The organism is Marvinbryantia formatexigens DSM 14469, assembly GCF_025148285.1.
GTDB lineage: Bacteria > Bacillota > Clostridia > Lachnospirales > Lachnospiraceae > Marvinbryantia > Marvinbryantia formatexigens.
The window spans coordinates 1504524-1528060 of the sequence record NZ_CP102268.1 but is presented as its reverse complement, the minus strand read 5'-3'; the positions used below and the strand labels follow the sequence as shown (position 1 = coordinate 1528060).

Genomic DNA, 23537 nt, shown 5'->3' with positions numbered 1-23537 from the left:
TTTTCAGATGTCCCGCAGGACAGGCATATCGTCTGCCCTGCGGGACATTTTTGTAGTAGTTACCTGCACGTATCCATTTGGAAACGGCTCTTGCCTAAGAGCGCCGGAAATGGTATACTATAGGCAGACAAAAAAGAAAATGGATGCGAATGAGAAATGAATACCATCATAGTGGATATGAAAGCGGGAATCGACGAGGCGGCAATCGCGCAGGCGGGGCGTATCCTGCAGGCGGGCGGTCTGGTTGCATTTCCGACGGAAACCGTGTACGGGCTGGGGGCGAATGCGCTGGATGAGACGGCTTCCGGGAAAATTTACCGTGCGAAGGGGCGTCCCTCGGACAACCCTCTGATTGTGCATATTGCCCGGATGGAGGATCTGTACCGGATTGCGGCGGTAGTTCCCGAAAAGGCAGAGCGGCTGGCAGAGAAATTCTGGCCGGGTCCGCTTACCATGATTTTTCCGAAAAAGGACTGTGTGCCATATACGACGACCGGCGGGCTGGAGACGGTGGCGGTGCGGATGCCGGAGCATCCGGTCGCACTGGCGCTCATAAAAGCGGGCGGCGGCTTTGTCGCGGCGCCGAGCGCCAACTCTTCCGGCAGGCCAAGTCCTACGCGGGCGCAGCATGTGGCGGAGGACATGACGGGAAAAATTGAAATGATTATCGACGGCGGCAGTGTCGGCATCGGAGTGGAATCGACTATTGTGGACATGAGTGGCGATGTGCCGATGATACTCCGGCCAGGTTATATCAACCGGGAAATGCTGGAAGAGACCATCGGGGAGGTGGGCACAGATCCTGCTATCTCCGGGGAGGATACGACGGCACGTCCGAAGGCGCCGGGGATGAAATACCGGCACTACGCGCCGAAGGCGGATATGCTTATCGTCGAGGGTGAGGAAGCGCGCGTCGTTTCCCGTATCAACGAGCTGGTGGAGAAGGAGCTGAAGGAGGGCAGGATGCCGGGAATTATCGCCTCTGAGGAGACGAAGGACCGTTATGTGGGCGGCATTGTCCGGTCAATCGGAAGCAGAATGGACGAACTTAGTATTTCCAGACATCTGTTTGGCGTGCTGCGGGAATTTGACAGCCAGAATGTCAGCAGAATCTATTCGGAAGCGTTTGATACGCCGGTCATGGGACAGGCGATTATGAACCGTCTTCTGAAAGCCGCCGGGCACCAGGTGCTGGAGGTATAGCTTTAAAGGCAGGGAGAGAACTATGAAAAAGTATGACAAGCTTACATTTATCAGCCGCAGCGATACATGCCGTGCTCCGATGGCGGAGGCACTGATGCAGGCAAAGCTGCTGCTGGAGGATATTCTGGTGGATACGCGCGGAATGATCGTGCTGTTTCCGGAGCCGGTAAATCCAAAAGCGATGGAAATTATCAATCAGAACGGGCTTCCTCTGGAGGAGCACGAGGCGGTGCAGCTCACGAAGGATGATTTTGACGAGCGCACGCTGATGCTTACAATGGAAGAGGCGCAGAAAGCCAAGATTCTGGAGGAATATCCGGATACGGCAAAAAATGTATACACCCTGTCGGAATACTGCGGCAGGACAGGAGACGTGGAGAGTCCGTTTGGAAAGGACAGCTCGGCTTACGGCGAGTGCTTTTTCTTTTTAAAGGATTTGATAGAAAAACTGGCGGAGATTCTGAAGGAGGAAGAGGAAAATGATAGCGATAGCATGTGACCACGGCGGATATGTATTAAAACAGGAAATATTAAAACACCTCGATAAGAGAGGGCTTGCGTATAAGGACTTCGGCTGCGACAGCGAGGCGGCGGTGGATTATCCGGTTTATGCGCGCAAGGTGACGGACGCCATCACAAAGGGCGAATGCGAGCGCGGTATTCTGATCTGCGGAACCGGCATCGGCATCTCGATTGCGGCAAACAAAGTAAAAGGCATCCGGGCGGCGCTGTGTACGGACTGCTTTGCGGCAGAGGCAACGCGCCTGCATAATGATGCGAATGTCCTTGCGCTTGGCGGCAGAGTGGTAGGACCGGGGCTGGCGCTGAAAATTGTGGATACGTTTCTGGATACGCCATTTTCGCAGGAGGAACGCCACAAGAGAAGAATTTCTCTGATTGAAGAGGACTAGAAAAAAGCAGATTTTCACGGATTTTCTGATTTTTTCGTAAATGGAGTGAACAGTGACGGGAGGAGATAACGATGGCAAAGGTATGTGTGATGGAGCATCCGCTGATACAGCATAAGATCGGGGTCATCCGCAGAAAGGAGACCGGTTCCAAGGATTTCCGGCAGATTATCGGAGAGATTGCCATGCTGATGTGCTATGAGGCGACGCGCGATCTGAAGCTGCAGGATGTGGAGATAGAGACGCCTATCTGCAGGACGACGGCGAAGGAGCTGCAGGGCAAGAAGCTGGCGGTTATCCCGATTCTGCGTGCCGGTATCGGTATGGTGGAAGGAATGCTGGCGATGATTCCGGCTGCGAAGGTGGGACACATCGGTCTGTACCGCGACCCGGAGACATTAAAGCCGGTGGAATATTACTGCAAGCTGCCGGGGGACTGCGCGGAGCGCGAGGTGTTTGTGGTAGACCCGATGCTGGCGACCGGCGGCTCGGCGGTGGCGGCGATTCAGATGCTCAAGGACAAGGGCGTGAAAAATATCCGTTTTATGTGCATTATTGCGGCACCGGAGGGCATTGAGGCGATGCAGAAGGCGCATCCGGATGTCGATATTTATATTGGCGCGAAGGATGAATGCCTGAACGATCACGGTTATATTGTGCCGGGGCTGGGTGACGCGGGCGATCGTATTTTCGGAACGAAGTAGCGGCGTGCAGATAAAAAAGTCCGGCAGCGCATGAGCCGGGAGGCGGCGCGGTTTTCTGGCAGTACAATAACCGGATCCGGGCAGCCGGTGCAGCGTCCGGGCAGCGCATGTGCGTAAGAGCCGGGCAGCCGGTGCGTAAAATGAGGAGGGAAAAAGGATGCCGAAGCGTGCAGATTACATTTCCTGGGACGAGTATTTTATGGGAGTTGCCATGCTTTCCGGTATGCGTTCCAAGGACCCGAATACGCAGGTGGGAGCCTGCATTGTCAGCAGCGACAACAAGATTTTATCGATGGGCTATAATGGCTTTCCCATCGGGTGCTCCGATGATGATTTTCCCTGGGAGCGCGAGGGGGAAGCGCTGGATACCAAGTATCTTTATACGACGCACAGCGAGCTGAACGCCATTTTAAACTACCGGGGAGGCAGTCTGGACGGCGCGACGCTGTACGTATCGCTGTTTCCCTGCAACGAATGCGCGAAAGCGATCATCCAGGCGGGCATTAAACAGATTGTGTACGACTGCGATAAATATGCGGACACAGCTTCCGTTCTGGCGTCCAAGCGGATGCTGACGACGGCGGGCGTAAAATTCCGCAAATATGAGCGGACGGGCCGCAAAATTTCCCTGGAGCTGTAGGCGCGCCAGACCTGACGGAAGGCGCGGACGGGGCGCAGAAGATGGAAAATAAAGGCTCTGCGGATATGGCGCGCCAGGGAAGAGACGGAAGACTTTCCGGGAAGGCGGGTGCGGCGCTCAGGAAAAACGGTCGTCCGGACAAAAGCGGTCCACATACAGAAGCAGGTCGCGGAATCTGCCGCTGTAAATCGTTTTCAGCAGCCAGTCGAGCTGACGCAGAGCAATCAGAAGCTGTTCTTCAGAGAGCAGCTTTTTTTCTGTCGCCAGAGCAAGCTCGTCCAGGTCTACGACCTTTACCATGCCGTCCGGGTACACCAGCACATCCGCCAGCAAATCAATCATGACGTAGGTGTTGGTTTTCTCATCGAAGGTGTGGGTAATGATATCGCAGTACCAGCAGATAAGCTCGTCAGTGTGGCTGTAAAATTTGCTGATTTTGATGCCCTTGTCAAGAAAAAAGGCAGACAGACCGTGGCTTAATTCTTTTTTGGGGCGGATGGTGTTCCAGCGGGTGACGATCAGATGCTCTTCCGCATGGAGAATTTCGTCGTTTTTCAGAAGAATACATTCAGCGGGAATCAGTCTTTTGCGGTACAGAATGGGCTTGGACATGGAGGCTCCTTTCTTTGCGGGAGAGGCGGAACATCCGGCGGATATTCGCCTGGCAATGACCTTATAGTATTTTTATTATAGTTTAAAAATAAGATTCCCGCAATCCTGTTTTTACGGCATGACCGGGTAATTACACGATAATTGTAATAGCTGCCGCCGTCCGGACAGGCAGCCTGGCTGCTAACAGTTTTCATTTTTGGCGAAATAGTGTTGAAAAAGTAGAGAAAATGCACTAGAATAAAGAAAGTAATGTGTCCGGGCGGCTTTTTGGCCGCCGGCGGCGCTGTGAATATTAGATATTGAGGAGAGAAATTATGGCGAAAGACAAGAAATTAGTGGAAGCGATCACCTCGATGGAGGAGGATTTCGCGCAGTGGTACACCGACGTCGTGAAAAAGGCGGAGCTGACCGATTACACCAGCGTAAAGGGCTGCATGGTAATTAAGCCGGCGGGCTACGCCATCTGGGAAAATATACAGCATGAACTGGACAGACGCTTTAAAGAGACGGGCGTGGAGAATGTATATCTGCCGATGCTGATTCCGGAAAGCCTGCTCCAGAAGGAAAAGGATCATGTGGAAGGTTTTGCGCCGGAGGTGGCGTGGGTAACGCACGGCGGACTGGAGCCGTTGCAGGAGAGAATGTGCGTGCGTCCGACCTCCGAGACACTGTTCTGCGATTTCTATGCAAACGACATACACTCCTACCGCGATCTGCCGAAGGTATACAACCAGTGGTGCTCGGTTATGCGCTGGGAGAAGACCACGCGTCCGTTCCTTCGTTCCCGCGAGTTTCTGTGGCAGGAGGGACACACCGCGCACGCGACTGCTGAGGAAGCGGAGGAGCGCACCATCCAGATGCTGAACGTTTACGCTGATTTCTGCGAGGAATTTCTTGCTATCCCGGTAATTAAAGGGCGCAAGACCGATAAGGAAAAATTTGCCGGTGCGGAGGCGACCTACACCATCGAATCCCTGATGCACGACGGCAAGGCGCTGCAGTCCGGCACCAGCCATAATTTCGGCGACGGGTTTGCGAAAGCCTTCGGCATTCAGTATGCGGATAAAGACAATACATTAAAATATGTACATCAGACCTCCTGGGGAATGACCACCCGCATGATCGGTGCGATCATTATGGTGCATGGCGACAACAGCGGTCTGGTATTGCCGCCGCGCGTGGCGCCCACACAGGTGATGGTGATCCCCATCCAGATGCAGAAGGACGGCGTGCTGGATAAGGCGAACGAGGTGAAGACGGCGCTGGCTGCGGCAGGTCTGCGCGTGAAGCTGGACGATTCTGAGAAGAGTCCGGGCTGGAAATTCTCCGAGCAGGAGATGCGCGGCATTCCGGTGCGCATCGAGCTGGGACCGAAGGATATCGAGGCGGGACAGGCGGTCATCGTGCGCCGCGACACAAGAGAAAAGCTGGTGACACCGCTGTCCGAGCTTCCGCAGAAGACGGCGGAAGTGCTGGAGACTATGCAGAAGGATATGCTGGAGCGCGCACGCGCGCACCGCGACGCACACACCTATACGGCGCGCACGCTGGATGAATTTAAGGACATCGCGGAAAATAAGCCGGGCTTTATCAAAGCCATGTGGTGCGGCTGCCAGGAATGTGAGGACGCTCTGAAGGAAGAGGCGGGCGTTACTTCCCGCTGTATCCCGTTTGTACAGGAGCAGATTTCCGATACCTGCATTTATTGTGGGAAACCGGCAACGAAAATGGTTTACTGGGGCAAAGCTTATTAAACAATGATTGGGTTTACGAAAAAATATAAACGGGCGCTCATCGGCTCGCTGGCGTTTTCCTTCGTGTGCTTCGGGTTTATGCTGACGCATTTTACACTCTGCATAGACGATGAAACGTGGATTCTGGCGTCAGAGCCGAGCGCGCTCTGGATTTTACAGGGGAGATTTGCCATCTGGCTGTTTAATCTGATATTTACAGTCGACGGCAATTTTGCCCCGTTTTTGTGGGATTTTCTGGCGATTCTTTTCTGGAACGCATCGGGCGTGATTTTTGCGTATGCGCTTCTGGAAAGAGAGCGGCCGAAGGAGTGGCAGGTATTTTTCTTCTGCGCGTATTATTCCTCACTGCCCTTTGTGGTAGGGGAAATCATGGCGTTTTCCATGTTTGACCTGCAGGTGGGCATTGCCATGACGGCGACGGCGGCGGGCTTTGTATTCAGCAGGCGCTTTCTGGAGCAGAAAAGAAAGAAGGATGCCATGTATGCGTTTCTTCTTTTGCTTTACGGTGTTGCCACCTTCCAGGCAATGGTCTGCGTGTATGTGACGGCGGTAGTGGCACAGTGCCTGCTGGATTATCTGCGGCTGTGCGGCGGGAAAGCGGAAACGCCCGGCGCGGCAGAAAAGACCGGTCCGGCGGGATATTTCCGGCGCACTATCCTTACCTGCGCCGCCATCTGCGCGGCGTCTGTTGCGGCTTATTACATCATCAATTTCCTTCTGGGACTTCTGTTTGGCTCTGCCGGTTATCTTGGAGATAACTATAACGGCTGGGCGGACGGAGACTGGAAGCTGGCGTTGGCGCTGGCGGTCGCTAATATCGGACGCGTTTCTTTTGCAATTCCGTTTCAGGGGGAATATATCTACGGGGGAAGCGTCATCCGCGTACTTTCCATTCTTTTTGTAATCTGCGCGGTTTTCCTGTTTATCCGGCAGAAGGGCTGGAAGAAAAAGGCGGGAATTCTGTTTTATACAGTTGCGCTCTGCGTGGCGCCTTTTGTGCTCTATCTGGCGCTGGCGACCTACAAAACGCACGGCAGGATGCTGCCTGCGCTTCCACTGACGGGCGCTGTCCAGATGTTTATTATTCTGCAGACGATAAAGAGGCCGTTTCTGAAAAAGGCGGTAATGGTACTTGGCGGTTATCTTTTGTTCCTGAATGCGCGCAACATGAATCTGATTTACTATTACAGCAGCATTGTGTACGAGAAGGACTGCACGGCTGCCGCTCAGATTATGTACGATATCCAGGCGGCAGGGATGGACTATCACGAAAAGCCGGTCGCGTTTATCGGTATGATTGCGCCAGATGAGCTGCCGGTTCTGGAATCCTGTACGCTGGGCGGTTCCTTCTTTTCGTGGGACGACGGCAACAATTCCAGAATATGTGATTTTCTGCAGACCAGGGGTTACGCGGTGCAGCAGGCGGACGGACAGCAGCTCGCAGAGGCGCTGGAGCAGACAGCGGAAATGCATATCTGGCCGCAGGAGGGCGGCATTGTGGAGCTGGAGGATGTGATCGTGGTGTACCTGTCGGAGCCGACCGGAAAATGGTATGCGGTGAATATGGGAGAGTAGGAAAATGGCTGCTTTCTCATGTTTCGCGGGCGCCAAAGTCATCCATTCCCATGCAGGCATGGGATGTATGACTTTCTGCACCCTGGCAGTGGAAATCCTGATGCCTGCGGATTTCTCCGTGCTGCGCACTCCCGAAATCCTGGAAACATTCGAAATTCGCACATTTTTCTGCGAAAAATGGCTGCTTTCTCATGTTTCGCGGGCGCCAAAGTCATCCATTCCCATGCAGGCATGGGATGTATGACTTTTTGCACCCTGGCAGTGGAAATCCTGATGCCTGCGGATTTCTCCGTGCTGCGCACTCCCGAAATCCTGGAAACATTCGAAATTCGCACATTTTTCTGTGAAAAATGGCTACTTTCTCATGTTTCGCGGGCGCCAAAGTCATCCATTCCCATGCAAGCATGGGATGTATGACTTTCTGCACCCTGGCATCAAGAAAATAAATGGCTGTAATGCCTTATATCCATGATAAGGAAGCGAAAAAAACATTGACAAATAAGGCATTGCGGGTATATCATTAATCACAAATTGATAAAGGAGGATATGATTATGAAAAAATTGAACAAAGCAGTCAGCGTTGCTATGGCAGCGGCTATGGTCGCAGGTGCTCTGACAGTACCGGCAGCAGCGGAAGAAGGTACCTTCAAGATTGGCGTTATCGGACCGATGACAGGCGACTATGCACAGTACGGCACGAATGTATATAATGCGGCAAAGATTGCCATCGACGAAGTAAATGCAAACGGCGGCTTCAATGGCTACCAGGTTGAGCTTCTGGACGCAGGCGATGACCAGGGCGATGGAGAAAAGGCAGTAAATGCTTACAACGACCTTCTGGACAAGGGTATGCAGATGCTCTGCGGTACCGTTACCTCCGGTGCCTGCATCGCAGTAGGCGCTGAGGCGGCAGAGAGCACCTTCCTGTTCACTCCGTCCGGAAGTGCGGTAGACTGTATCACAGCAGGCTCCAACGAGTTCCGTATGTGCTTCACGGACCCGATGCAGGGTTCCAAATCTGCACAGTATATTTCTGAAAACGGACTTGCTACCAAGATTGCAATTTTGTATGATTCATCCACAGACTACAACGTAGGTATTCATGATGCATTTGTAGAGGCGGCTCCGGAATATGGTCTGGAAATCGTTGCAGACGAAGCATACACCACAGACAGCAACACAGACTTCTCCGTACAGATCTCCAAGATCAAAGACAGCGGCGCAGAGCTTCTGTTCCTGCCGAACTACTACTCTGACTGTGCGCTGATCCTGCAGCAGGCGGCAGATGCACAGCTTGATGTTACTTTCTTTGGTGTAGATGGTATGGATGGTATCCTTTCTGTAGAAAACTTCGATACCTCTCTGGCTGAGGGCGTTATGCTTCTGACACCGTTCTCCGCAACCGCAGAGGATGAGGCGACTGTAAACTTCGTAACCGCATACGGCGAGGCAAACAACGGCGAGACACCGAACCAGTTTGCAGCAGACGCTTACGATGTAATTTACGCTATGCAGGCAGCAGCAAACGATGCAGGCATCACACCGGATATGTCCAACGAGGACATCAGCGCGGCAATGTCCGCTTCCATGCTGAACATTGAGATCGACGGTCTTACCGGTGCAGCAAAATGGACCGAGGACGGCGAGTGCGATAAGGAGCCGAAGGCTGTTGTGATCAAAGATGGCGTTTATGAAATGATGCAGTAATATTTCCGCAGTGTTTTGATGTAAAAGACACTTCCCTGACAGCAGGGGATTGCCGTTTAAGAAACGGGGGGACGGTACCTGTGAGAGGGCACCGTCTCTCTGCTTTTTTGTCTTACAGGAGACTTTGGCGGATTTCCTGTAAGACAAAAAATGCTCACGGATTCTTTTTTACAGAATATTTAAGAGGTGTACTATGACTTTTATTTCCTATTTAAAAGACGGCATCAGTCTGGGCAGTATTTACGCAATCATTGCCCTGGGCTATACTATGGTGTACGGCATCGCGAAGATGCTGAATTTTGCGCATGGAGACGTCATTATGGTCGGCGCGTTTGTGATTCTGACGGCGGTCACAAAAGCCGGGTTATCTCCGCTGCTGTCTATCCTGCTGGCTGTTGTATTGTGTACGGTGCTCGGCGTTGTGATTGAGGCGGTAGCCTATCGCCCGCTCAGAAAAGCGTCGTCGAATCTGGCGGTGCTGATCACGGCGATCGGCGTCAGCTACCTGCTCCAGAATCTGGCGCTGCTGATTTTCGGTGCGGATGCGAAGAGCTTCGTGACGGTGATAGATGTTCCGACGCTGGTTCTGTTTGACGGACAGCTCACGATCAAGGGAATCACGATCGTTACCATCGCCGCATGTATTATCATTATGTGCGCGCTTACCTTCTTTGTAAATAAGACGAAGCCGGGACGCGCCATGCAGGCGGTTTCAGAGGACCGGGACGCGGCGCAGCTTATGGGTGTAAACGTAAACTCGACGATTTCCCTGACCTTTGCGATTGGCTCCGGACTGGCGGCGATTGCCGGCCTGCTTCTCTGCTCGGCATATCCGACGCTTACGCCCTACACCGGCGCGATGCCCGGCATCAAGGCGTTTGTGGCGGCGGTATTCGGCGGCATCGGCTCGATTCCGGGAGCGATGATTGGCGGTATTCTGCTGGGCGTGATTGAGATTTTCGGAAAAGCCTATATTTCTTCCCAGGTGGCGGACGCAATCGTGTTTGCAGTGCTGATCGTTGTGCTGCTTGTAAAACCGACCGGTCTGTTTGGCAGGAATATACAGGAGAAGGTGTAGGTGACAGATATGAAAAAAGGTATGAGTAAGACATCAAAAAATAATTATATCACATATGCAATGGTGATTGTTATTTTCATCGTTGTCCAGACACTTTCTGCGACGGGGAATCTGTCAAGACTGATTACGGGACTTTTGGTTCCGCTCTGCGTTTATACGATTGCGGCTGTTTCACTGAATCTGGTGGTCGGATTTTCGGGCGAGCTCAGTCTGGGACATGCCGGGTTTATGTGCGTGGGCGCGTATTCCAGCGCGCTGTTTTCCAATGTATTTGCGGAGACGCTCCCGTCGGTGCCGAGACTGATTCTGGCGATTCTGGTCGGCGCGGCGGTGGCGGCGGTTTTCGGTATCTTAATCGGTATTCCGGTTCTGCGTCTGCGCGGCGACTATCTGGCTATCGTCACGCTGGCGTTTGGAGAGATTATCAAAAATCTGATTAACGTGCTGTATGTGGGTGTGGACGAAAACGGTCTGCATGTGGCGACAAGCTCCGCCGGACTGAATCTGGCTGCGGGCGGCAAACAGATTATGAAGGGCGCGCTCGGTATTTCCGGCACGGCGACCCTGTATAAAGATATTAAGGATTACTTTTTCCCGATAGGCGTGGTACTGATCTTGATTACGCTGTTTATCGTACAGAATCTGGTAAATTCCAGGAGCGGGCGCGCGATTATGTCCACGAGAGACAACCGTATCGCGGCGGAATCCGTTGGTATCAGTGTAACGAAGTACAAGCTGATGGCGTTCACCATTTCGGCGGCGCTTGCCGGCGTGGCGGGAGTGCTTTATGCGCACAACCTCTCCATGCTGAAGGTTTCCACCTTCGACTATAACCTGTCGATTCTGATTCTGGTATACGTCGTGCTGGGCGGCATCGGAAATCTGCGCGGTTCGATTATCGCGACGATTATTCTGTATGCGCTTCCGGAGCTGCTGCGCGGATTCTCCAACTACCGTATGCTGATTTACGCGGTCGTGCTGATTGTCATGATGCTGTTTAACTGGGCGCCGGCGGCACGCAACTGGAGAAGCCGTATGCTGGAGAAGCTGAAGGGCGCAGGAAAGAAAAAGGAGGCGGCTTAAAATGGCAATGCTTGAGGTAAATAATCTGTCAATCCAGTTTGGCGGTCTCCGTGCGGTGGATGGCTTTCATGTTTCGATAGAAAAGGGACGTCTGTACGGTCTTATCGGACCGAACGGCGCCGGAAAAACGACGATTTTCAATCTGCTGACGGGCGTTTATAAGCCGACCGAGGGTGTGATCCGCCTGGACGGCGAGGATATCACCGGAAAAAACACGATTGAGATTAACGAAGCCGGAATTGCGCGAACCTTCCAGAATATCCGCCTTTTCGGCGCGATGACGGTGCTCGACAATGTAAAGGTCGGACTGCACAATCATTATAAATATTCCACACTTGCCGGCATTTTGCGTCTGCCGTCCTATTTCCGGAAAGAGAAGGAAATGAACGAAAAGGCGATGGAGCTGCTGAAGGTGTTCGGGCTGGACGGCGAGGCGGAGTATCTGGCGTCCAATCTTCCTTACGGAAAACAGCGTAAGCTGGAGATTGCCCGCGCAATGGCGACGGAGCCAAAGCTGCTGCTGCTCGACGAACCGGCGGCAGGTATGAACCCCAATGAAACGGCGGAGCTGATGAAGACCATTCATTTTGTGCGCGATAATTTTGATATGACGATTCTTCTGATAGAGCACGACATGAAGCTGGTTTCCGGTATCTGCGAGGAGCTGACGGTACTGAATTTCGGACAGGTGCTCTGTCAGGGCAAAACGGCGGAGGTTCTGAGCAATCCGCAGGTTATCACGGCATATCTTGGAGAATAGGAGGGAAATGGGACATGGCAATGCTTGAAATCAAAGACCTGGAAGTATTTTACGGCGTGATTCAGGCCATCAAGGGAATTTCCTTCGAGGTAAACGAGGGCGAGGTCGTTGCACTGATTGGCGCGAACGGCGCCGGAAAGACGACGACCCTGCAGACCATTACCGGTCTTCTGAGCCCGAAAAAGGGCAGCATCCTGTTCGAGGGGCAGGAGCTCACCAAAGTTCCGGCGCATAAGATCGTCAGCCTGGGAATGGCGCACGTGCCGGAGGGACGCCGCGTGTTTGCGCAGTTTACGGTGTATCAGAACCTGTTGATGGGGGCGTACACCAGAAAAGATAAAAATGAGATCGAGGCAAGTCTGGCGGAGGTCTATAAGCGCTTCCCGCGTCTGGAGGAGCGGAAAAACCAGACCGCCGGCACGCTTTCCGGCGGCGAGCAGCAGATGCTTGCGATGGGCCGCGCGCTGATGTCAAAGCCGCGCATCATCCTGATGGACGAGCCGTCGATGGGACTTTCCCCGATTCTGGTAAATGAAATCTTCGACATTATCCAGAGCGTGAGCGCCAGCGGCACGACCGTGCTTCTGGTAGAGCAGAATGCGAAAAAAGCGCTCTCCATCGCGGACCGCGCCTATGTGCTCGAAACCGGAAAAATCGTAAAAGAGGGCAAAGCGGAGACGCTGCTCAACGACGATTCTATAAAGAAGGCGTATCTGGGAGAGTAAAAATACCGCGAAATTCATTGGACAATATTTAGCTGCCCGCCGTATGGCGCGGCAGCTATTTTTCTTTGTTGCGAAGCGGACCGAGTTGGGTTATACTGGGTATAGAAAAATGTGTGACTAAAGGAGGGGTATTATGCGCAATATTATTGTTACAGTTGCCAGACAGTATGGCAGCGGCGGTAAAACGGTCGCGGAAATGTATGCGAAGAAGAATGGCGTACCATGCTATGGAAGAGACATTCTCAGAATGGCATCCGATATGAGCGGCATCAGTGAGACGCTGTTCGGGCAGGTAGACGAGAAGCTGAAAAACGGTTCCCTGTTCGGGATCTCGAAAAAGATTTACCGCGGAGAGCTTCTGCCGCCGTCCAGCGACGAATTTACTTCGCCGCAGAACCTGTTTAATTATCAGGCGAAGGTAATCCGCGACCTCGCCGATAAGGGACCGTGCGTGTTCGTGGGACGCTGCGCGGATTTTGTGCTGACAGACCGCACAAACGTGGTGAGCGTGTTTGTCCATGCGCCGAAGGATTATTGCCTGGAGCAGGCGAGACTGCGCAATTCCATGTCCACGGCGGAGCTGGAGAAGTTCATTGCGAAAACGGATAAATTCCGTGGGGATTTCTACCATTATTATACCGGGCGCGAGTGGAACGACGCCAGAAACTACGACCTTTGCCTGGACAGCAGCAGACTGGGCTTTGAAAAATGTGTGGAAGCGATTGAGGCATATATTAATGTGAGATTTAAGGAGCTGAACTGATATGGATATTAACAGAGTATTTGTGATTGTACTGGACAGCTACGGCATCGGCAATGCGCCGGATGCGGCGGATTTCGGGGATGCGGGCGCAAATACGCTTGCAACCATCCGGAAATCGGAGAAATATGATACGCCGAACATGAAAAAGCTCGGTCTGTTCTGCATTGACGGCGTAGAACCCGTTCCGGACCAGCCGCCGCTTGAAGGGGCATTCGGCAGACTTACGGAGGCTTCGCGCGGGAAGGATACCACCATCGGACACTGGGAGATTGCCGGGATTATTTCCGAAAAGCCGCTCCCGACCTATCCGGACGGTTTTCCGCAGGAGGTGCTGGATGAGCTGGAGAAAGCGACCGGGCGCAAAATTCTGTGCAATAAACCGTATTCCGGCACGCAGGTAATCGCCGATTACGGGGAAGAGCATATGAAGACCGGAAGTCTGATCGTATATACCTCGGCGGACAGTGTGCTGCAGATTGCCGCGCACGAGGATGTGGTTCCGCTGGAGACACTGTACGATTACTGCCATAAGGCGCGCGAGATTATGATGGGCGAGCACAGCGTGGGGCGCGTTATTGCCAGACCGTTCGTGGGCACGCCCGGAAACTTTACGAGAACGCCGCACCGCCACGATTATTCGCTGGAGCCGCCCGCGCAGACGATGATGGATGTGATTGCGGAGAACGGCATGGATACGCTGGGCGTCGGGAAAATCTATGATATCTTTGCCGGAAAAAATATTCAGCGGACCGTTTCCATCACAAACAATGTGGACGGCATGGAAAAGACGCTGGAATTCCAGAAGGAGGATTTCCACGGTCTCTGCTTTGTTAATCTGGTGGATTTTGATATGCTTTACGGACATCGCAACGATATCGACGGCTATGCAAATGCTGCGACGGTATTTGATGAGCAGCTCGGCACGTTTATGGAGCGGATGCGCGATGACGATGTGCTGTTTATTACGGCGGACCACGGCTGCGACCCCGGCTATCCGGGAACCGACCACACCAGAGAGCAGATTCCGGTGCTGGTATACGGCGCGGCGGTGAAGCCGGGCGTGAATCTCGGCACCGGCAGCACCTATGCAAACATCGGCGCGACCGTGCTGGATATGCTTGGTCTGAAGGGACAGATTAAGGGCGAAAGCTTTTATCCGCTTATAAAAAAATCCTGCTGATTTCCTGCAGAAAGCCTGCGGATACGATTTCAGCGGCATGGCTTTAAAGAAAGGGGAGATAGCACATGAGAATGTATGATCTGATTGAAAAGAAGCGCGACGGCGGGGAACTGTCGGAGGAGGAAATCCGCTGGCTTATTTCCGGTTATGTGGCGGGCGATATCCCGGATTACCAGATGTCCGCCATGCTGATGGCGATTTATTTCCGGGGGATGAGCGACGAGGAAACCTCGATTATGACGGACGCCGTTGCGCATTCCGGCGATATGGTGGATTTGTCGCCGATTGCGGGCGTGAAGGTAGATAAGCATTCCACCGGCGGCGTGGGCGATAAGACGACGCTTGTCATTGCCCCGGTGGTGGCGGCGTGCGGTGTGAAGGTGGCGAAAATGTCCGGAAGAGGGCTTGGTCATACCGGCGGAACGGTCGATAAGCTGGAGAGTATTCCGGGATTGCGCACCGATCTGGACCGCGAGGAATTTTTTGCGGTGGTAAATAAGACCGGCATTGCGGTAATCGGACAGTCCGGCAATCTGACGCCGGCGGATAAAAAGCTGTATGCGCTGCGCGACGTGACGGCGACGGTGGACAGCATTCCGCTGATTGCCGTATCCATCATGGGCAAGAAGCTGGCGGCGGGCAACGACGCTATTCTGCTGGATGTGACGACCGGAAGCGGCGCGTTTATGAAAAAGAAAGAGGACGCCATTGCGCTGGCGCTGAAAATGACGGCAATCGGGGAGGCGGCGGGAAAGAAAACCGCTGCGCTGATTACCGATATGGATACGCCGCTTGGGTTTGCTATCGGCAACGCGATGGAGGTCGTGGAATCAATTGAGGTATTAAAGGGCGGCGGGCCGGCGGATCTGCAGGAGGTCTGCCTGGCGCTTGCCTCAAATATGCTTTATCTCGCGCAGCAGGGCACACTGGAGGAGTGCCGGGAAAAGGCGCGGGAGGCAATCGAAAGCGGACGCGCGCTGGAGCGCCTGGCGGCAATGGTGGAGGCGCAGGGCGGCGACGCGCGCTATGTGTACGACACCGGTCTGTTTGAAAAGGCTCCGTACTGCCGGGAGGTGACGGCGCAGGCGGACGGCTATATTGCGCATATGGATGCAGAGAGCATCGGCATCACGTCGTCCATGCTGGGAGCAGGGCGCGAGACGGTGGACAGCGTGATTGACCCGGCGGCAGGAATTTTGCTGGTGAAAAAGACGGGGGACGTTGTAAAGAAGGGTGATGTGATTGCCCGGCTCTTTGCGTCTGAGGAAAAGCTTTTTGCGGCGGCAGAGCAGCGTTACCAGAAGGCGGTTACGATTGCGGATACCTGTCCGAAGGAGAGACCGCTGGTGCTGGCGAGAGTAGAAAAAGGAAACGTAGAAGAATTTTAAAAAGGAGAAAATCATGGAAGCAAAGGAAATGTTGACATATGTAGACCACACGCAGCTGAAAGCATATGCGACGTGGGAGGATATCCGTAAATTATGTGAGGAAGCCCTGGAATTTCATACGGCTTCGGTGTGTATTCCGCCCTGTTATGTAAAGCGGGTGCATGACGCTTACGGCGACAAAATCAATATCTGTACGGTAGTCGGTTTTCCGCTGGGCTACAGCGTGACGGCGGCAAAGGTGGCGGAGGTGCGCCAGGCGCTTGCGGACGGAGCAAATGAGATTGATATGGTCATTAATATTTCAGACGTGAAAAACGGCGACATCGACAAGGTGGAGCAGGAAATCGCGACGCTGAAAAAGGAGACAGGCGACAAAATTCTGAAGGTGATTATCGAGACCTGTTATCTGACGGAGGAAGAGAAGATCGCGCTCTGCAAGGCAGTGACAAATGCCGGGGCGGATTTTATTAAGACATCGACCGGATTTGGTACCGGCGGCGCTACGCTGGAGGATATTAAGCTTTTTAAGGAGCATATCGGACCGGGCGTCCGCATGAAAGCGGCGGGCGGCGTAAAGAGCGTGGAGGACCTGGAAGCCTTTATCAGCGAGGGCTGCGCGCGCATCGGCACCAGCTCCGCCATCAGTCTGATTAAAAAACAGGAAGCCGGAGAGTATTAAAAGTGAAGAAAAAGACGGGACGGCAGTTTTTTGCCGTCCTTTTTGCCGGTTGCGTGTCTGACAACGGAGCATTTTCAGTTTGTGGGCAAATTGTGTTCAAAAATTTAAGGAATCCTTAAGATTCATTAAGCTTTTCCGAAAAACATTGACGGCGCACTTCGATTGTCCTATAATGCAGACAACGGATTTGTAACAAATATGTAACAGATTTGAAAAAAGAAGTGTAAAAAGGGATAAGGAGGTTGCGTGAGCAATGAAAAACAGACTGGTAAAGATTACAGCTTTTGTAATGTCTGCAAATATGGCGTTTTCATGGGCGGCCACTCCTGTCTTCGCAGAGGAGGATGCGGCAGATGCAGGGGAGATTGGTACAATAGCATTTGCCCAGTGTGACAGTTACATCAATATCCGCAGCAGCGCGGATGTGGACAGCGAGGTTACCGGAAAGCTTTTTAATAACTGCGCGGTAACGATTGTCGGCAAGGAGGGTGACTGGTATCAGATTACGTCAGGTAATGCATCCGGCTATGTGAGTGCGGAGTATTTTGCTACCGGCGAGGAAGCAGATGCGATTGCGGACAAGGTGGCATATAATGTGGCGCAGGTCCATCCGGAGGTGCTGAATGTGCGCTCCGCTCCGAGCGAGGATTCGGAGGTTGTGGATGTGGCGACGCAGTCAGAAGAGCTGGAGGTCGTTGACTGGAATGGAGACTGGATGACGGTCGCAATCAACAGTGATACATATGGATACATCAATGCATATTATGTGGATTATAAGACTTACTATCCGGTTGGCGTAACGCTGGAGGAGGAGCAGGACAGACTGGCAAGCATCCAGGCGGCATCAGCCCAGACTTCAGAAACGACGGAGACCACAGCCCAGACAGAGCCGGTGAACACGCAGCCGGAGACAGAAGCACCGGCGGAGGAACCGGTATACACGGACGGCGGTTACGTGGAAACAGAAGCCCAGTATACAGAGGGCGGTTATGTGGAGACAGAGCCGCAGTACACGGAAGGCGGTTATGTAGAGACAGAAGCGCCGTATACGGAGCCGGAGTATGTTGAAACGGATTATGTAGAGACAGAGCCGCAGTATACGGAAACCGATTATGTAGAGACGGAGCCGGAATACGTGGAGACAGAAGCACCGTACACAGAGCCGGAATACGTAGAGACGGAACCGGAGTATGTGGAAACAGAGCCGGAATATGTGGAGACGGAAGCGCCGTACACAGAGCCGGAATACGTAGAGACAGAGCCGGAGTATGTGGAAACAGAACCCAGCTATTCAGACCTTGGTCAGCAGATTGCTAACTATGCGGTACAGTTTGTAGGAAATCCGTATGTTTACGGCGGAACCAGCCTGACAAACGGAGCGGACTGCTCAGGATTTACCCAGTCCGTTATGGCAAACTTCGGAATCTATATTTCCAGAACTGCTGCAGACCAGTCCTACGGCGGCACGGCGGTTGACATCAGCAATCTCCAGCCGGGCGACCTGGTATTCTATGCGGACGGCGGTTATGTTGGACATGTTGCCCTCTATATCGGCGGCGGTCAGATTGTCCACGCCAGCACGGAAGAAACCGGTATCATCATTTCCAATTATGATTATCAGACACCGTACTGTGCGAGAAGATACTGGTAATTACATAGCAGAGATAAAGAAGAGTCGCTTCGGCGGCTCTTTTTGTTTAAAAAATGTGCTTGGCGCAGGCGTAGTTTTTCGATACAATAGATAGCAGGAGACTTACGTCGGAATCTTATTTATGGAGGAGGAAAAAGATGTTTTATGAAAATATTGCGGAATCAGCGGAGTATATAAAAGAGCGCTGCGCAAAGCTGCCGACTATTGGCGTAGTGCTTGGAAGCGGGCTTGGCAGTCTTGTAGATATGATGGAAGATAAGACTGTTATCCCATACCGGGAAATCCCTCATTTCCCGCAGTCGCATGTGGCAGGACATGCCGGAAATCTGGTGATTGGCAGAATCGGGCAGCGCGTTGTTGCCGCCATGCAGGGACGTTTCCATTATTATGAGGGATTTACCATGAAAGAAGTCACTTATCCGGTTTATGTCATGAAACTGATCGGCGTAAAGACTCTGATTGTGACGAACGCCTGCGGTGGAATTAACCGCAGCTTTGCGCCGGGCGATTTGATGATACTGACCGATTTCATCAACATGCTGGGACAGAACTCCCTGATTGGAGAAAATGATGAACGCTTCGGTGTCCGCTTCCCGGATATGTCGGAGGCATATTCCCGCGAGCTGATTGACAAAGCGGAGCAGATTGCCGGAGGACTTGACATTTCCTATAAAAAAGGCGTGTACGCCCTGTTTTCCGGTCCCTGCTACGAAACGGCGGCGGAAATCCGTGCATATGAGCGTCTGGGCGCGGACGCTATCGGGATGTCCACCGTGCCGGAAACCATTGCGGCAAACTACCTTGGCATTAAAGTGCTTGGCATTGCCTGCATCACCAATATGGCGACCGGAATCGCAAAAGAGAAGCACAGCCATGAAGAAGTCGTGCGCATAGCGAATGAAAGTAGCGCAAGGCTGTGCGTATGGGTGGAAAACATTATCCGGAAGCTGTAGCTATTTAGAAGGAGTATCTGAAGCCGGATGCTCCTTTTTGTTTTGCACGTCTTTCTGCAGATACTTTACAAGCGCGTTTATCTGCACCAGCAATTCCTTCTGATGTGATTCATCCAGTGTCTTAAAAAGTGAAAGAAGCTGTCTGTCATATCGTGTGAGAGCAGGGGCTGGTCTGGCGGGACTGATATTTAAAATGGCGTCCGCGGATAGACCGTAGAGAGAAATCAGTGTGGCAAAGGTGGACAGGTCCGGCTCTGCCACATTATTTTCATATCCCGACAGTGATTTCCGGTTGATGCCGGTCAGCTCCATCACCTTCTGCTGCGTCATTTCTTTATTTTCACGAGCATTTTTCAACACAAATCCAATATCTGTCATATATACAATCCTTTCTTTTTTGTGCATATATTAAAGCATTTGCACTTTCGGCACAGTGAAAATCTGTGAATAATTGACAAATAAAAGATGTCTTAACAAATAAGACAGGCATAATATATCCGGATTTGGACAAAATAAACAAAGTCTTAAAAATAAAGCTCAAATATATTGACATCTTAAAAAATAAGACATAAAATAGGACTTATCAAAGTGTAATAAAGACCATAGCGTCGTTACACCGAGATGAAATAATTGCGGGGAGGGAAGTTTGCAAAGCGGGTTTTAGGGAGCATGAAAAAAGTTTTAAAGAGCAGAGAGGATTAGAGGTATTATGAAAAGGAAAACGATATTAAAAAGAGCCCTTGTATTTGGAATGGCTCTCTCTGTTGCGCTTAACAGCGCATCGGGAGTATTGGCTGTAGAAAATACCGGGGCAGGAACAGACGTCACGGATGAGCCGGTAATCGTCGATGATATTGACGATTTGGGAAGTGATACTGTAAATGAAACATATGTATCAGATGCTCAGACGGTTTATAATGACGGCGGGGGTGTCGGTATTGAAGAGATTCCCGTGAATTATTCATTTGGCACAGTTCTTTCTGGAACGGGCTGGGTAACAGATTCGTATACCACATATACGGTAACTGCACCAGAATATCCGATGGCTAATATTCCGGAAGGACATGAATTTGCTGGCTGGAAATTATCCGGTACGGAGACAATTTATCAGGCTGGTGAGAGTATTGTACTGGAATTAACAGGCAAAGTTCCTGCGTACAATTTCGTGTTTGAAGCGGTATTTAATGAGGTACAGCCGCAGGAAGTTAAGGGAATTGTATCCTTCGATGGTAGCTCGGTGGAGGACATTACTCTGCCGTATACGAAGACCATGCCGGAGTATACAGGCACAGTGGAACCAGGAAAGAAGTTTGTAGGCTGGCAGCTTTATAACGGAAATACATACGCAGCAGGCGAAGAGGTTGAATTAACCACAGAGCTTGGAACAGCGATGCCCAGTGGAACTTATGCATTTATGTTTACTTCTGTGTTTGAAGATGCTGAGGTAACGGAAGAAGTTGGTCTTGTATCCTTTGCGGGGATTGACGGAGCAACAACAGAAGTAGACCTGCCGACTACGGTAGATATGCCGGAGTATACGGGTAAAGTACAGGAAGGCAGTGTATTCGCAGGCTGGACACTGAACCGGGGAACTGAAGTTTATAAGGCAGGCGAGCAGATTACGCTGAATACCGAGAACGGAAGCGTTGCATTCGGCAAATATGTGTTCGCATTCGAGCCGTCCTTCGTAACTGTGGAAAATACAGGAATTGTATCTTTTGCAGGAATTGATGGAGCAACAACAGAGGTAGACCTGCCGATTACGGTAGATATGCCGGAGTACACGGGTGAGGTGCCGGAAAACAGCGTATTCGCAGGCTGGACACTGAACCAGGGAACTGAAGTTTATAAGGCAGGCGAGCAGATTACACTGAACGCTGAGAACGGAAGCGTTGCATTTGGTAAGTATGCATTCGCATTCGAGCCGTCCTTCGTAACTGTGGAAAATACAGGAATTGTATCTTTTGCAGGAATTGATGGAGCAACAACAGAGGTAGACCTGCCGATTACGGTAGACATGCCGGAGTATACGGGTGAGGTGCCGGAAAACAGCGTATTCGCAGGCTGGACATTGAACCAGGGAGCTGAAGTTTATAAGGCAGGCGAGCAGATTACACTGAACGCTGAGAACGGAAGCGTTGCATTTGGTAAGTATGCATTCGCATTCGAGCCATATTTCACAAAGCAGTCCAATGCAGGTGTAGTATCATTTGATGGAATCGATGGAGCAGTTCTTGATGTAACCCTTCCGATTTCAACAGATATGCCGGAATGGACAGGCGAAGTGCCGGAAGGCAGCGTATTCGCAGGCTGGACACTGAATCAGGGAACCGAGGTTTACAAGGCAGGCGAAGAGGTGGTTCTTACCACAGAAAACGGAAGCTATATGCCGACGCTGGAAAAATATGGTTTCGTATTTGAGCCGTATTTCACAAAGCAGTCCAATGCAGGCGTAGTATCATTTGATGGAATCGATGGAGCAGTTCTTGATGTAACCCTTCCGATTTCAACAGATATGCCGGAATGGACAGGCGAAGTGCCAGAAGGTAGCGTATTCGCAGGCTGGACACTGAACCAGGGAACCGAGGTTTACAAGGCAGGCGAAAAGGTGGTTCTTACCGCAGAAAACGGAAGCTATATGCCGACGCTGGAAAAATATGCATTCGTATTTGAGCCGTATTTCACAAAGCAGTCCAATGCAGGCGTAGTATCATTTGATGGAATTGATGGAGCAGTTCTTGATGTAACCCTTCCGATTTCAACAGATATGCCGGAATGGACAGGTGAAGTGCCGGAAGGCAAGGTATTTGCAGGCTGGACACTGAATCAGGGAACCGAGGTTTACAAGGCAGGCGAAAAAGTGGTTCTTACAGCAGAAAACGGAAGCTATATGCCGACGCTGGACAAGTATGGTTTTGTATTCGAACCGTATTTTGAAGAAGCCCAGACCTTGAAGGCTGAAGGAATCGTATCCTTTGTAGGTATCGATGATGCAGTTCTGGATGGCGTTTCTTTGCCGATTTCGACAGACATGCCGGAATATACAGGCGAAGTGCCGGAAGGCAAGGTATTTGCAGGCTGGACGCTGAATCAGGGAACCGAGGTTTACAAGGCAGGCGAAAAACTTGTGCTGACTACGGAAAACGGAAGCCCGGCATTTGGTAAATATGCGTTCGTATTCGAACCGTATTTTGAAGAAGCCCAGACCTTGAAGGCTGAAGGAATCGTATCTTTTGTAGGTATTGATGGTGCAGTTCTGGATGGTGTTTCTCTGCCGATTTCGACAGACATGCCGGAATATACAGGCGAAGTGCCGGAAGGCAAGGTATTTGCAGGCTGGACACTGAATCAGGGAACCGAGGTTTACAAGGCAGGCGAAAAACTTGTGCTGACTACGGAAAACGGAAGCCCGGCATTTGGTAAATATGCGTTTGTATTCGAACCGTATTTTGAAGAAGCCCAGATTTTGAAGGCTGAAGGAATCGTATCCTTTGTAGGTATCGACGGTGCAGTTCTGGATGGCGTTTCTCTGCCGATTTCGACAGACATGCCGGAATATACAGGCGAAGTGCCGGAAGGCAAGGTATTTGCAGGCTGGACGCTGAATCAGGGAACCGAGGTTTACAAGGCAGGCGAAAGACTTGTGCTGACTACGGAAAATGGAAGCCCGGCATTTGGTAAATATGCGTTCGTATTTGAACCGTATTTTGAGGATCAAGAGCCGACATCTGAGCCGACGTCAGAACCTACATCAGAGCCGACGTCAGAACCGACATCAGAGCCGACGTCAGAACCGACATCTGAGCCGACGTCAGAGCCGACATCTGAACCTACATCAGAGCCGACATCTGAGCCGACGTCAGAGCCGACATCTGAACCTACATCAGAGCCGACAACGGATGATACTACTGTAACAGAACCGGAAACAGAAGAGGAATCTGAAACGGAAGAAGAGTCTGATACAGAAGAGGAGACGGAAGCGCCAGCTTCTGATAATAAGGACAACAATAATACAAAGAAGGATGACAGTGCAAAACAGACTGAACAGAAAGGCAATGCAGTTCAGACAGGAGATAATACTACAGTTGCACCGTATATAACTCTTCTTGTAGTGGCGATTTGCGCAGTACTTCTTGCATTAAAAAAGAGAAAAGCAATGTAACTAAAAAAAAGA

At 51.7% G+C, this 23537-nt stretch carries 22 protein-coding genes; 20 read left to right on the top strand and 2 right to left on the bottom strand.

The genetic code is table 11. From position 1 onward, the window contains the following. The first annotated feature begins 156 nt into the window (after positions 1 to 156). The 5 genes from NQ534_RS07475 to NQ534_RS07455 all read left to right on the top strand — a co-directional run bounded on the left by NQ534_RS07475 (position 157) and on the right by NQ534_RS07455 (position 3455). Positions 157 to 1203, top strand: a complete 1047-nt coding sequence (locus tag NQ534_RS07475) for an L-threonylcarbamoyladenylate synthase (RefSeq protein WP_006863227.1) — start codon at positions 157 to 159, stop codon at positions 1201 to 1203. A 22-nt stretch (positions 1204 to 1225) separates the two neighbouring features. Beyond that, entirely contained in the window at positions 1226 to 1702 is a 477-nt protein-coding gene (locus NQ534_RS07470) for an arsenate reductase/protein-tyrosine-phosphatase family protein (RefSeq protein WP_006863228.1), read from the top strand. Next, positions 1683 to 2114, top strand: a complete 432-nt coding sequence (rpiB, locus tag NQ534_RS07465) for a ribose 5-phosphate isomerase B (protein WP_006863229.1) — start codon at positions 1683 to 1685, stop codon at positions 2112 to 2114. Before NQ534_RS07470 ends, rpiB begins: the two co-directional genes overlap by 20 nt. 71 nt (positions 2115 to 2185) lie before the next feature. Continuing rightward, positions 2186 to 2815, top strand: a complete 630-nt coding sequence (upp, locus tag NQ534_RS07460; RefSeq protein WP_006863230.1) for a uracil phosphoribosyltransferase — start codon at positions 2186 to 2188, stop codon at positions 2813 to 2815. A 157-nt stretch (positions 2816 to 2972) separates the two neighbouring features. Further along, positions 2973 to 3455: a deoxycytidylate deaminase gene (locus tag NQ534_RS07455; RefSeq protein ID WP_006863231.1), complete on the top strand. Its 483-nt coding sequence runs from the start codon at positions 2973 to 2975 to the stop codon at positions 3453 to 3455. A gap of 117 nt (positions 3456 to 3572) precedes the next feature. Here the strand turns inward: NQ534_RS07455 and NQ534_RS07450 are convergent, their stop codons facing one another. After that, positions 3573 to 4067, bottom strand: a complete 495-nt coding sequence (locus NQ534_RS07450; protein ID WP_006863232.1) for a ribonuclease FAU-1 family protein — start codon at positions 4065 to 4067, stop codon at positions 3573 to 3575. Positions 4068 to 4381: 314 nt separating this feature from the next. Between NQ534_RS07450 and proS the strand changes: the two genes are divergently transcribed. The 14 genes from proS (at position 4382) to NQ534_RS07380 (ending at position 19363) form a co-directional block, all read left to right on the top strand. Further along, positions 4382 to 5821 carry a proline--tRNA ligase gene (gene proS / locus NQ534_RS07445; protein ID WP_006863233.1) on the top strand — a complete coding sequence of 480 codons (1440 nt, stop codon included), beginning with the start codon at positions 4382 to 4384 and terminating at the stop codon, positions 5819 to 5821. Between the two features lie 3 nt (positions 5822 to 5824). Next, entirely contained in the window at positions 5825 to 7396 is a 1572-nt protein-coding gene (locus tag NQ534_RS07440) for a glucosyltransferase domain-containing protein (RefSeq protein ID WP_006863234.1), read from the top strand. 63 nt (positions 7397 to 7459) lie between these two features. Continuing rightward, a complete protein-coding gene (locus NQ534_RS07435) occupies positions 7460 to 7813 on the top strand; it encodes a hypothetical protein (RefSeq protein ID WP_143115766.1) in 354 nt (117 codons plus the stop codon). Between the two features lie 129 nt (positions 7814 to 7942). Beyond that, the gene (locus tag NQ534_RS07430; RefSeq protein WP_006863236.1) at positions 7943 to 9103 is read left to right on the top strand and encodes an ABC transporter substrate-binding protein; all 1161 of its coding nucleotides are present in this window, start codon (positions 7943 to 7945) and stop codon (positions 9101 to 9103) included. Positions 9104 to 9296: 193 nt separating this feature from the next. Next, positions 9297 to 10181, top strand: a complete 885-nt coding sequence (locus NQ534_RS07425) for a branched-chain amino acid ABC transporter permease (protein WP_006863237.1) — start codon at positions 9297 to 9299, stop codon at positions 10179 to 10181. Positions 10182 to 10190: 9 nt separating this feature from the next. After that, the gene (locus tag NQ534_RS07420) at positions 10191 to 11264 is read left to right on the top strand and encodes a branched-chain amino acid ABC transporter permease (protein ID WP_006863238.1); all 1074 of its coding nucleotides are present in this window, start codon (positions 10191 to 10193) and stop codon (positions 11262 to 11264) included. A gap of 1 nt (position 11265) precedes the next feature. Continuing rightward, on the top strand, positions 11266 to 12024 hold the full coding sequence (locus NQ534_RS07415; RefSeq protein WP_006863239.1) for an ABC transporter ATP-binding protein: 759 nt from the start codon (positions 11266 to 11268) through the stop codon (positions 12022 to 12024). 14 nt (positions 12025 to 12038) lie between these two features. Further along, on the top strand, positions 12039 to 12749 hold the full coding sequence (locus NQ534_RS07410) for an ABC transporter ATP-binding protein (protein ID WP_006863240.1): 711 nt from the start codon (positions 12039 to 12041) through the stop codon (positions 12747 to 12749). A 133-nt stretch (positions 12750 to 12882) separates the two neighbouring features. Beyond that, complete coding sequence (locus NQ534_RS07405; protein WP_006863241.1) at positions 12883 to 13512, top strand: cytidylate kinase-like family protein; 630 nt, start codon at positions 12883 to 12885, stop codon at positions 13510 to 13512. A 1-nt stretch (position 13513) separates the two neighbouring features. After that, complete coding sequence (locus NQ534_RS07400; RefSeq protein ID WP_006863242.1) at positions 13514 to 14692, top strand: phosphopentomutase; 1179 nt, start codon at positions 13514 to 13516, stop codon at positions 14690 to 14692. Between the two features lie 65 nt (positions 14693 to 14757). Then, positions 14758 to 16080 carry a pyrimidine-nucleoside phosphorylase gene (locus NQ534_RS07395; protein ID WP_006863243.1) on the top strand — a complete coding sequence of 441 codons (1323 nt, stop codon included), beginning with the start codon at positions 14758 to 14760 and terminating at the stop codon, positions 16078 to 16080. A gap of 13 nt (positions 16081 to 16093) precedes the next feature. After that, positions 16094 to 16759, top strand: coding sequence for a deoxyribose-phosphate aldolase (deoC, locus tag NQ534_RS07390; protein ID WP_006863244.1), 666 nt, complete (start codon positions 16094 to 16096; stop codon positions 16757 to 16759). Positions 16760 to 17012: 253 nt separating this feature from the next. Beyond that, complete coding sequence (locus tag NQ534_RS07385) at positions 17013 to 18410, top strand: C40 family peptidase (RefSeq protein ID WP_006863245.1); 1398 nt, start codon at positions 17013 to 17015, stop codon at positions 18408 to 18410. A 137-nt stretch (positions 18411 to 18547) separates the two neighbouring features. Beyond that, complete coding sequence (locus NQ534_RS07380) at positions 18548 to 19363, top strand: purine-nucleoside phosphorylase (RefSeq protein ID WP_006863246.1); 816 nt, start codon at positions 18548 to 18550, stop codon at positions 19361 to 19363. Here the strand turns inward: NQ534_RS07380 and NQ534_RS07375 are convergent, their stop codons facing one another. Beyond that, entirely contained in the window at positions 19364 to 19741 is a 378-nt protein-coding gene (locus NQ534_RS07375; protein WP_050778351.1) for a helix-turn-helix domain-containing protein, read from the bottom strand. A gap of 331 nt (positions 19742 to 20072) precedes the next feature. On the opposite strand from NQ534_RS07375, the gene NQ534_RS07370 reads away from it, so the two are divergent. Beyond that, on the top strand, positions 20073 to 23525 hold the full coding sequence (locus NQ534_RS07370; RefSeq protein WP_006863248.1) for a PT domain-containing protein: 3453 nt from the start codon (positions 20073 to 20075) through the stop codon (positions 23523 to 23525). Positions 23526 to 23537: the final 12 nt, after the last annotated feature.

What these genes read in the sequence shown, in the direction of transcription:
- NQ534_RS07395 (WP_006863243.1), top strand. Translation starts at nt 14,758, where the DNA reads ATGAGAATGTATGATCTGATTGAAAAGAAGCGCGACGGCGGGGAACTG.
- NQ534_RS07430 (WP_006863236.1), top strand. Translation starts at nt 7,943, where the DNA reads ATGATTATGAAAAAATTGAACAAAGCAGTCAGCGTTGCTATGGCAGCG.
- NQ534_RS07385 (WP_006863245.1), top strand. Translation starts at nt 17,013, where the DNA reads ATGAAAAACAGACTGGTAAAGATTACAGCTTTTGTAATGTCTGCAAAT.
- NQ534_RS07400 (WP_006863242.1), top strand. Translation starts at nt 13,514, where the DNA reads ATGGATATTAACAGAGTATTTGTGATTGTACTGGACAGCTACGGCATC.
- deoC (WP_006863244.1), top strand. Translation starts at nt 16,094, where the DNA reads ATGGAAGCAAAGGAAATGTTGACATATGTAGACCACACGCAGCTGAAA.
- NQ534_RS07415 (WP_006863239.1), top strand. Translation starts at nt 11,266, where the DNA reads ATGGCAATGCTTGAGGTAAATAATCTGTCAATCCAGTTTGGCGGTCTC.
- NQ534_RS07440 (WP_006863234.1), top strand. Translation starts at nt 5,825, where the DNA reads ATGATTGGGTTTACGAAAAAATATAAACGGGCGCTCATCGGCTCGCTG.
- NQ534_RS07420 (WP_006863238.1), top strand. Translation starts at nt 10,191, where the DNA reads ATGAAAAAAGGTATGAGTAAGACATCAAAAAATAATTATATCACATAT.
- upp (WP_006863230.1), top strand. Translation starts at nt 2,186, where the DNA reads ATGGCAAAGGTATGTGTGATGGAGCATCCGCTGATACAGCATAAGATC.
- NQ534_RS07380 (WP_006863246.1), top strand. Translation starts at nt 18,548, where the DNA reads ATGTTTTATGAAAATATTGCGGAATCAGCGGAGTATATAAAAGAGCGC.
- NQ534_RS07475 (WP_006863227.1), top strand. Translation starts at nt 157, where the DNA reads ATGAATACCATCATAGTGGATATGAAAGCGGGAATCGACGAGGCGGCA.
- NQ534_RS07455 (WP_006863231.1), top strand. Translation starts at nt 2,973, where the DNA reads ATGCCGAAGCGTGCAGATTACATTTCCTGGGACGAGTATTTTATGGGA.
- rpiB (WP_006863229.1), top strand. Translation starts at nt 1,683, where the DNA reads ATGATAGCGATAGCATGTGACCACGGCGGATATGTATTAAAACAGGAA.
- NQ534_RS07470 (WP_006863228.1), top strand. Translation starts at nt 1,226, where the DNA reads ATGAAAAAGTATGACAAGCTTACATTTATCAGCCGCAGCGATACATGC.
- NQ534_RS07375 (WP_050778351.1), bottom strand. Translation starts at nt 19,741, where the DNA reads ATGACAGATATTGGATTTGTGTTGAAAAATGCTCGTGAAAATAAAGAA.
- NQ534_RS07435 (WP_143115766.1), top strand. Translation starts at nt 7,460, where the DNA reads ATGTATGACTTTCTGCACCCTGGCAGTGGAAATCCTGATGCCTGCGGA.
- NQ534_RS07410 (WP_006863240.1), top strand. Translation starts at nt 12,039, where the DNA reads ATGGCAATGCTTGAAATCAAAGACCTGGAAGTATTTTACGGCGTGATT.
- NQ534_RS07370 (WP_006863248.1), top strand. Translation starts at nt 20,073, where the DNA reads ATGAAAAGGAAAACGATATTAAAAAGAGCCCTTGTATTTGGAATGGCT.
- proS (WP_006863233.1), top strand. Translation starts at nt 4,382, where the DNA reads ATGGCGAAAGACAAGAAATTAGTGGAAGCGATCACCTCGATGGAGGAG.
- NQ534_RS07450 (WP_006863232.1), bottom strand. Translation starts at nt 4,067, where the DNA reads ATGTCCAAGCCCATTCTGTACCGCAAAAGACTGATTCCCGCTGAATGT.
- NQ534_RS07405 (WP_006863241.1), top strand. Translation starts at nt 12,883, where the DNA reads ATGCGCAATATTATTGTTACAGTTGCCAGACAGTATGGCAGCGGCGGT.
- NQ534_RS07425 (WP_006863237.1), top strand. Translation starts at nt 9,297, where the DNA reads ATGACTTTTATTTCCTATTTAAAAGACGGCATCAGTCTGGGCAGTATT.